The sequence below is a fragment of the Catenibacterium sp. genome (genome assembly GCF_052354645.1).
GTDB lineage: Bacteria > Bacillota_I > Bacilli_A > Erysipelotrichales > Coprobacillaceae > Catenibacterium > Catenibacterium mitsuoka_A.
In genome coordinates this window covers 7,378-13,476 of the sequence record NZ_DAWDDM010000025.1, presented here as the reverse complement: position 1 = coordinate 13,476, position 6,099 = coordinate 7,378, and the positions used below count along the sequence as shown (strand labels likewise).

General features: G+C 34.3%; 5 protein-coding genes. 1 reads left to right on the top strand and 4 read right to left on the bottom strand.

Going from position 1 to position 6,099, the window contains the following annotated elements; all coding sequences use genetic code 11:
• Nucleotides 1–88 precede the first annotated feature (88 nt).
• The gene (locus ACT8VG_RS02185; RefSeq protein ID WP_195920858.1) at nucleotides 89–1,828 is read right to left on the bottom strand and encodes an ABC transporter ATP-binding protein; all 1,740 of its coding nucleotides are present in this window, start codon (nucleotides 1,826–1,828) and stop codon (nucleotides 89–91) included.
• The gene (locus ACT8VG_RS02180; protein ID WP_217106951.1) at nucleotides 1,818–3,533 is read right to left on the bottom strand and encodes an ABC transporter ATP-binding protein; all 1,716 of its coding nucleotides are present in this window, start codon (nucleotides 3,531–3,533) and stop codon (nucleotides 1,818–1,820) included. Before ACT8VG_RS02180 ends, ACT8VG_RS02185 begins: the two co-directional genes overlap by 11 nt.
• Nucleotides 3,534–3,622: 89 nt before the next feature.
• Here ACT8VG_RS02180 and ACT8VG_RS02175 point away from each other — a divergent pair, with 89 nt between their 5' ends.
• Nucleotides 3,623–4,483: a LysR family transcriptional regulator gene (locus ACT8VG_RS02175; RefSeq protein ID WP_117458930.1), complete on the top strand. Its 861-nt coding sequence runs from the start codon at nucleotides 3,623–3,625 to the stop codon at nucleotides 4,481–4,483.
• Here ACT8VG_RS02175 and ACT8VG_RS02170 read toward each other — a convergent pair.
• Together ACT8VG_RS02170 and ACT8VG_RS02165 are read right to left on the bottom strand one after the other, a co-directional pair.
• A complete protein-coding gene (locus tag ACT8VG_RS02170) occupies nucleotides 4,457–5,326 on the bottom strand; it encodes a diacylglycerol/lipid kinase family protein (protein WP_117458931.1) in 870 nt (289 codons plus the stop codon). The genes ACT8VG_RS02175 and ACT8VG_RS02170 overlap by 27 nt on opposite strands.
• A 37-nt stretch (nucleotides 5,327–5,363) precedes the next feature.
• Nucleotides 5,364–6,011 (bottom strand): flavodoxin, encoded by a 648-nt coding sequence (locus ACT8VG_RS02165; RefSeq protein ID WP_055235209.1) that lies wholly within the window; start codon nucleotides 6,009–6,011, stop codon nucleotides 5,364–5,366.
• Between the last annotated feature and the right edge of the window lie 88 nt (nucleotides 6,012–6,099).

The following is a 6,099-nucleotide window of genomic DNA, read 5'->3' as shown; positions in this document are numbered from 1 at the left end:
TCACACCCCTGACATTTTTAAAGCTTGAGTTAACCCCAAGTCTATTTAGTTACTCTAAAAAAGGATTCCGTGAGGAATCTTTTTTTGTTTACTCTGGTTTTTCAAACTGACTATAGTAAAGGTTATGATAGAAACCATTCTTCTTTAATAGTTCTTCATGTTTACCCTGTTCAATGATATGTCCATCATTCATCACAATAATCTGATCTGCTTTTTGAATAGTAGAAAGACGATGGGCTACAATAAAGGTTGTTCTACCAATCATCATTGTATCAAAGGCATCCTGAATTTGTCTTTCTGTACGTGTATCAATAGATGAAGTGGCTTCATCAAGAATTAACATAGGTGGATTTGCGAGCATGATTCTTGCGATAGATAAAAGCTGTCTTTGTCCTTGTGATAAGTTAGTGCCTTCTTCTGCAAGCATCGCATCATAGCCACCTTTTAACTGAATAATGAATTTATGAGCATGGGCTTTTTTGGCAGCTTCGATGATTTCTTCATCTGTCGCATTATTTGAGCCATACGCAATATTATCTCTAATAGTACCTTTAAATAACCATGTATCCTGTAATACCATACCATAGAGACTTCTTAAGTAGGAACGGTCCATTGTTTGTGTATTGATACCATCAATAGAGATAGAACCACTTTGAGGATCATAGAAACGCATTAGTAAGTTAATTAATGTTGTTTTACCACATCCTGTAGGTCCTACAATCGCAATTGTTTCACCTGCATTGACATGAAGATTAAAATCAGTGATCAATGGTCTTTCAGGTGTATAACTGAAATTCACATAGTTTAAGTCAATAACACCTTGTGGATTATCAATAGTCTTGGGATGTTCTGGGTTTTTAATAGCTGGTTCATCAATAATCTTAAAGACACGCTCAGCACAGGCTAAAGCTGTCTCTAATTCAGTAAATACGTTAGAAATATCATTAAATGGTTTTGTGTACTGATTGGCATAAGTCAAGAATGATGATAAACCACCTACTGTAAGACCTCCACCAATGACACTAAAGGCACCATAGATACATACTGTATCATAAACAATCGCATTCACAAAACGTGTAGAAGGATTCGCAAGTGCACCTAGGAACTGTGATTTAACACCACTCTTAAATAAACGATCATTGATTTCATCAAACTTCTCTTCATTGATTGATTCATGTTGGAATGCTTTGACGACTTTCTGGTTTCCTACCATTTCTTCTACAAAACCACTCATTTCTCCACGAATAGATAATTGTTCTTGGAAAAACTTGAATGTATATTTCGCAATAAGTGTTGCGACAATGAGAGAAAGTGGCGTTAATACAATAACAATCAAAGCCAGCTTAACATTCACATATAACATAAAGCCAATTGTACCTAAGATTGTCGCAATACCACCAAAGAGGTTCGTAAAACCCTGTAATAAACCATCTGAAATCTGATCAATATCGGCAATCATACGGCTCATCATATCACCATGTGTATGAGAATCGATATAAGAAAGAGGTAAGATCTGGTATTGTTTAAAGAGCTCTGTTCTTAAGTCTCTAGTGATTTCATAAGTCATCTTATTAGATGCTCTGACTAAGAAATAGTTGAATAATGCAGTCATCAATACAGAGAATGCAATATAGAAGATCTTTTGACTGAGTCCCTGGAAGAAAACCTGATGATAACCAATCATCTGGTCAATGGCTTTCCCAATAAGAATTGGTGTCAAAAGAGTGAATATAATATTAATTGTAGAAAATAATAATGCACCTACAAGATAGATACGATAAGGACGACAGAATGCCATAAGTCTTTTTAAAGTACTTTTATTCTTCATTATTCTGTCCTCCTTCCATCTGTGACATAACAATTTCCTGATAGACATCACATGTATTCATAAGCATGTCATGAGTACCCTGTCCTACGACTTCACCATGGCTTAATACCACAATAGAATCTGCATGCATTAAAGCACTCACTCTTTGAGAAACAATAATAACTGTCATATTAAGTGTACTTAAAGCTTTTCTAAGTTTTGCATCTGTCGCAAAGTCTAGTGCACTGGCACTATCATCTAAAATAAGTATTTCTGGTTTTTTGACTAATGCACGAGCAATAGTGAGTCTTTGTCTTTGTCCACCAGATACATTCTTACCACCCTGTTCAATATAGGTATCTAAGCCTTCTGCCATCTTATCGACGAATTCTTTAGACTGTGAAAGTTCCAATGCTTCATAGATTTCTTCATCTGTGGCATGAGGATGACCCCATTGCATATTTTCTCTGATTGTTCCTCCAAAAAGTGTGGCCTGCTGAGGCACAATACCAATCATATCTCTTAAATCCTTGAACTTATATGATTTAATAGGAAGGTCTTTGATACGGATTTCCCCTTCGGTGACATCATAGAAACGAGGAATCAAGTTAATAAGTGTTGTTTTACCTGAACCTGTACCTCCAATGACACCGATTGTCTGACCTGGAAGGATATTGAATGACACATCAGTTAAAGCATTACCTGAATAGTATGAGAATGAAACATGATCATAAGTAATAAGGTTCTGATAGTCACTTGGAGCCTCATTGATTCCCTGGACAATATCTGGTTTCTGACTTAGTACATCTGCACATCTTTTGTATGATGCACTGGCTTTATTTAAGATCACAATAACATTCGCAAAGACATACATAGAAAGTAGGATCTGGTTCATATAATTAATAAGAGAGATGACTTCTCCCTGTGTCATACTACCTGCATTGATTTTAAAGCCTGAGATATAAAGAATTGCGATAATTCCAAAGTTCACAATGATTGTAGTAGCTGGATTTAATACAGCACTGAGGTTACCTGCAATGATCTGTTCTTCTTTTTGTTTTGTGGTTGTTGATTCAAAACGTTTTTGTTCATTATCCTGCTGGTTAAAAGCACGAATGACTCTGACACCTGAAAGATTCTCTCTTGTAATAAGAGATACGTTATCTAGGATATGCTGGATATGAGAATACATAGGCGCTGTATGACTCATCACAAAGTAAATACTAAACGCAATAAGTGGTGCGACAATCACAAAAATAAGTGCTACCTGCCAGTTAATCACAAAGCTCATGATTAAAGAACCAATAATTAAAAATGGTGATCTTGAACATAAACGAATAACCATGGCAACAGCTAACTGAATCTGATTGATATCATTGGTGATTCTTGTGATTAAAGAAGGTGTACCAATAATATCAAGATCCTGATAATCATAACGGTTGATTGCACGATACATATCTTTACGCATAAGTGTACCTACACCCTGTGATGTAAGTGATGCAAAATACTGGCATACAAGTGAACTTGCATATCCTACTGTAGATAAACCAAAGATCACAAAAGCCATCTTTGTAATATAGTTTGTATTATGTACTGCAACACCATTATCAATAATAAGAGCTACAGCCATTGGTATACATAATTCTAGAAATGCTTCTATAAGTTTAAATATAAAGCCTGAAATGGCCTGCCATTTATAAGGCTTTAAATATTTCATTATATACATATTTTTCCTCCCTATCCTTGCAACATTATAATCCTGTTTTATACTATATGTATAATATATATTTTATATAGAATCTATAGGAGAAACATATGGAACTAAAACAGATGAAATACTTTAAGACAATTGTAGAAGAAGGGACTATAACACAGGCTGCACGTGTATTACATATTTCACAGCCTCCTCTTTCTATGCAGTTAAAAGCGATAGAAGAAGAATTAGATACAATACTGATAGAGAGAGGACATCGTCATATCACACTAACACCTGCAGGGCACTTATTTTATCGTAGATGTAATCAGATGTTGAATTTGTATGAACAGACAAGTAAAGAAGTACAAGGAGCTGCCACACAGATCTTACGTTTTGGGATTACTTCTTCTAATGGTTATTTCATTACACATGAGCATATGGATGTGTTTAGAAAGAAATATCCTAAGTTAGATATTCATATGAAAGAAGGAACAACCTATGAGATGGTGGATGCCTTACTAGCTCATGAAATAGATATTGCGTTAGTCAGAACACCTTTTGATTCTACGAATTTAAAATCTTTTTTATTTAAGCCTGAGCCAATGATTGCGGTAGGACCTTCTACTCTTGTGAATGAAAAAAAGAACCATCTCATTGATTATCGAGATGATCCTGTTTTGATTCACAGACGTTATCGTCAGTTTATAGTAGATTATTGTTTAAATGAACTCCAATTCCAGCCACATATCCCTATTATTACAGATGATATACGTACTGCCTTAGTATGGGGTTCAATATTAGATCAGGTGGTTATTATACCTGAAGCGGCTATACCATATATAGACTTAAACTCACAAACCTATACTAAACTTAAAGACAAGGGTCTCTATACATCTGCAGCCTTTATCACAAGAAAAGAAGAACTATCTCCAATCATAGAAACATTTATTTCTTTAATTATCAAAGACTACAAGATTTAAACTATTCTTCTTTACTTCTAGATGATAATGAGATGCTTTTACTTCTTCACCATCTAAATTACATGGATACTGAGATTCTACATCTACTTCATCTACAGTAAAGACATGAGCATGTTTATCCTGATCAAGTGTTTCACTTACTATCTTCTTAATATATAAAGGAATGAGTCCTTTATTAATTTGATCAAGAATCACAATATTCATGAGACCATCTTCTAATGATGCATGAGGGGCAACCTTATAACCCCCACCATAATACTTCGCATTCGCACAGGCACATAAAGTAACAGGACCTTCATACAATAGTGTTCCATGGCTTGTCATCTTAATAGGATAAAATGGATACTGGACAAAGTTTCTTAGGATAGAATACTCGTATTGATGTCCTTTAAACATCTTAGGAATCTTCACATCATCATGAACATGATTCGCAATCACACTATCACAGCCAAAACATGCATTATTAATAAAATAACGATTATTCATTAACACTGTATCAATAGGAATTGTTTTACCCTTTAAAGATGCTTTAAGTACTTCTTTAGAATCATTGTTCTTAGAAATCATCTTAAAGAAGTCATTTCCTGTTCCATAAGGAATAACTACTAGCTCATGAGGTGTACCTACAAGTCCCTGAATTACCTGGTTCAACATTCCATCACCACCAACGCTATAAAAACGTGTTGGTTCTTTATAATGTTTAATAATCTTCTTGGCGTGATCAGGATAAGTACTCATGAATATATCATAATCATAACCCTGCATCACTTCTCTAATTGTTTCTATAAACGGATGATGATCATAATCATCATCCACTGGTTTAAGTAAAAATATATGTCTCATTATAGTTCTCCAAAAAAAGACTGGATCAGTATCCAGTCTAGATCATATCAATAGTTTCTAGCCACTCTTTAACGCCTTTGACATCAGTAAATGCCTTTGCACGCTTAAAGTTCGCATTTGGTATCATCTTATTAAAGTGAGCAACACTCTTCTTGCTGGAATATTTCACATGGCCACGCCAGTTCTTTTCACTTGTACACATAGGTACAATTGTTTTACCTGATAAGTCATAATCCATACAGAATGAATCAATAATTAAAGGTTCATCCTTTTCCCAGCATGGATAAATAAGATATACAGTCTTGTATTGATCAATATCATCAATCTGATTTTTAAGAGTAGGTAATGTATCTAATACATGTTTATTCTTATAATCATGTTTATTTTCTTTAAGTGCTTTTGCGTAAGCTTCTCTTTCTTTTCTATGTTCTTTAATTCTTTCTTTAAAGTCTGTAGAGTACTTCTTAGAAGTCTGTAAACAAAGTAAGTCCCCTTCTGTATATGACTGTACTTGTTTTGCGAGTTTACGTTCTTCTCCATTGAATGAATAATATACAATCAATGTATCACTGAGACCACCTGTAATAGTTAGGGGGGCATCACTTTCTGAATATTTGGTATTATAAGTACATCCTGATAATGTGATCAACATCAAACATAAGAATGTAATGATTGATTTTTTCATAAAAAATCCTCCTCGAACCTCATTATAACATATTTCCTAGAAAAAAATAATGAGTTCACAATGTGTTCATAGATAAAAAGCATAATAG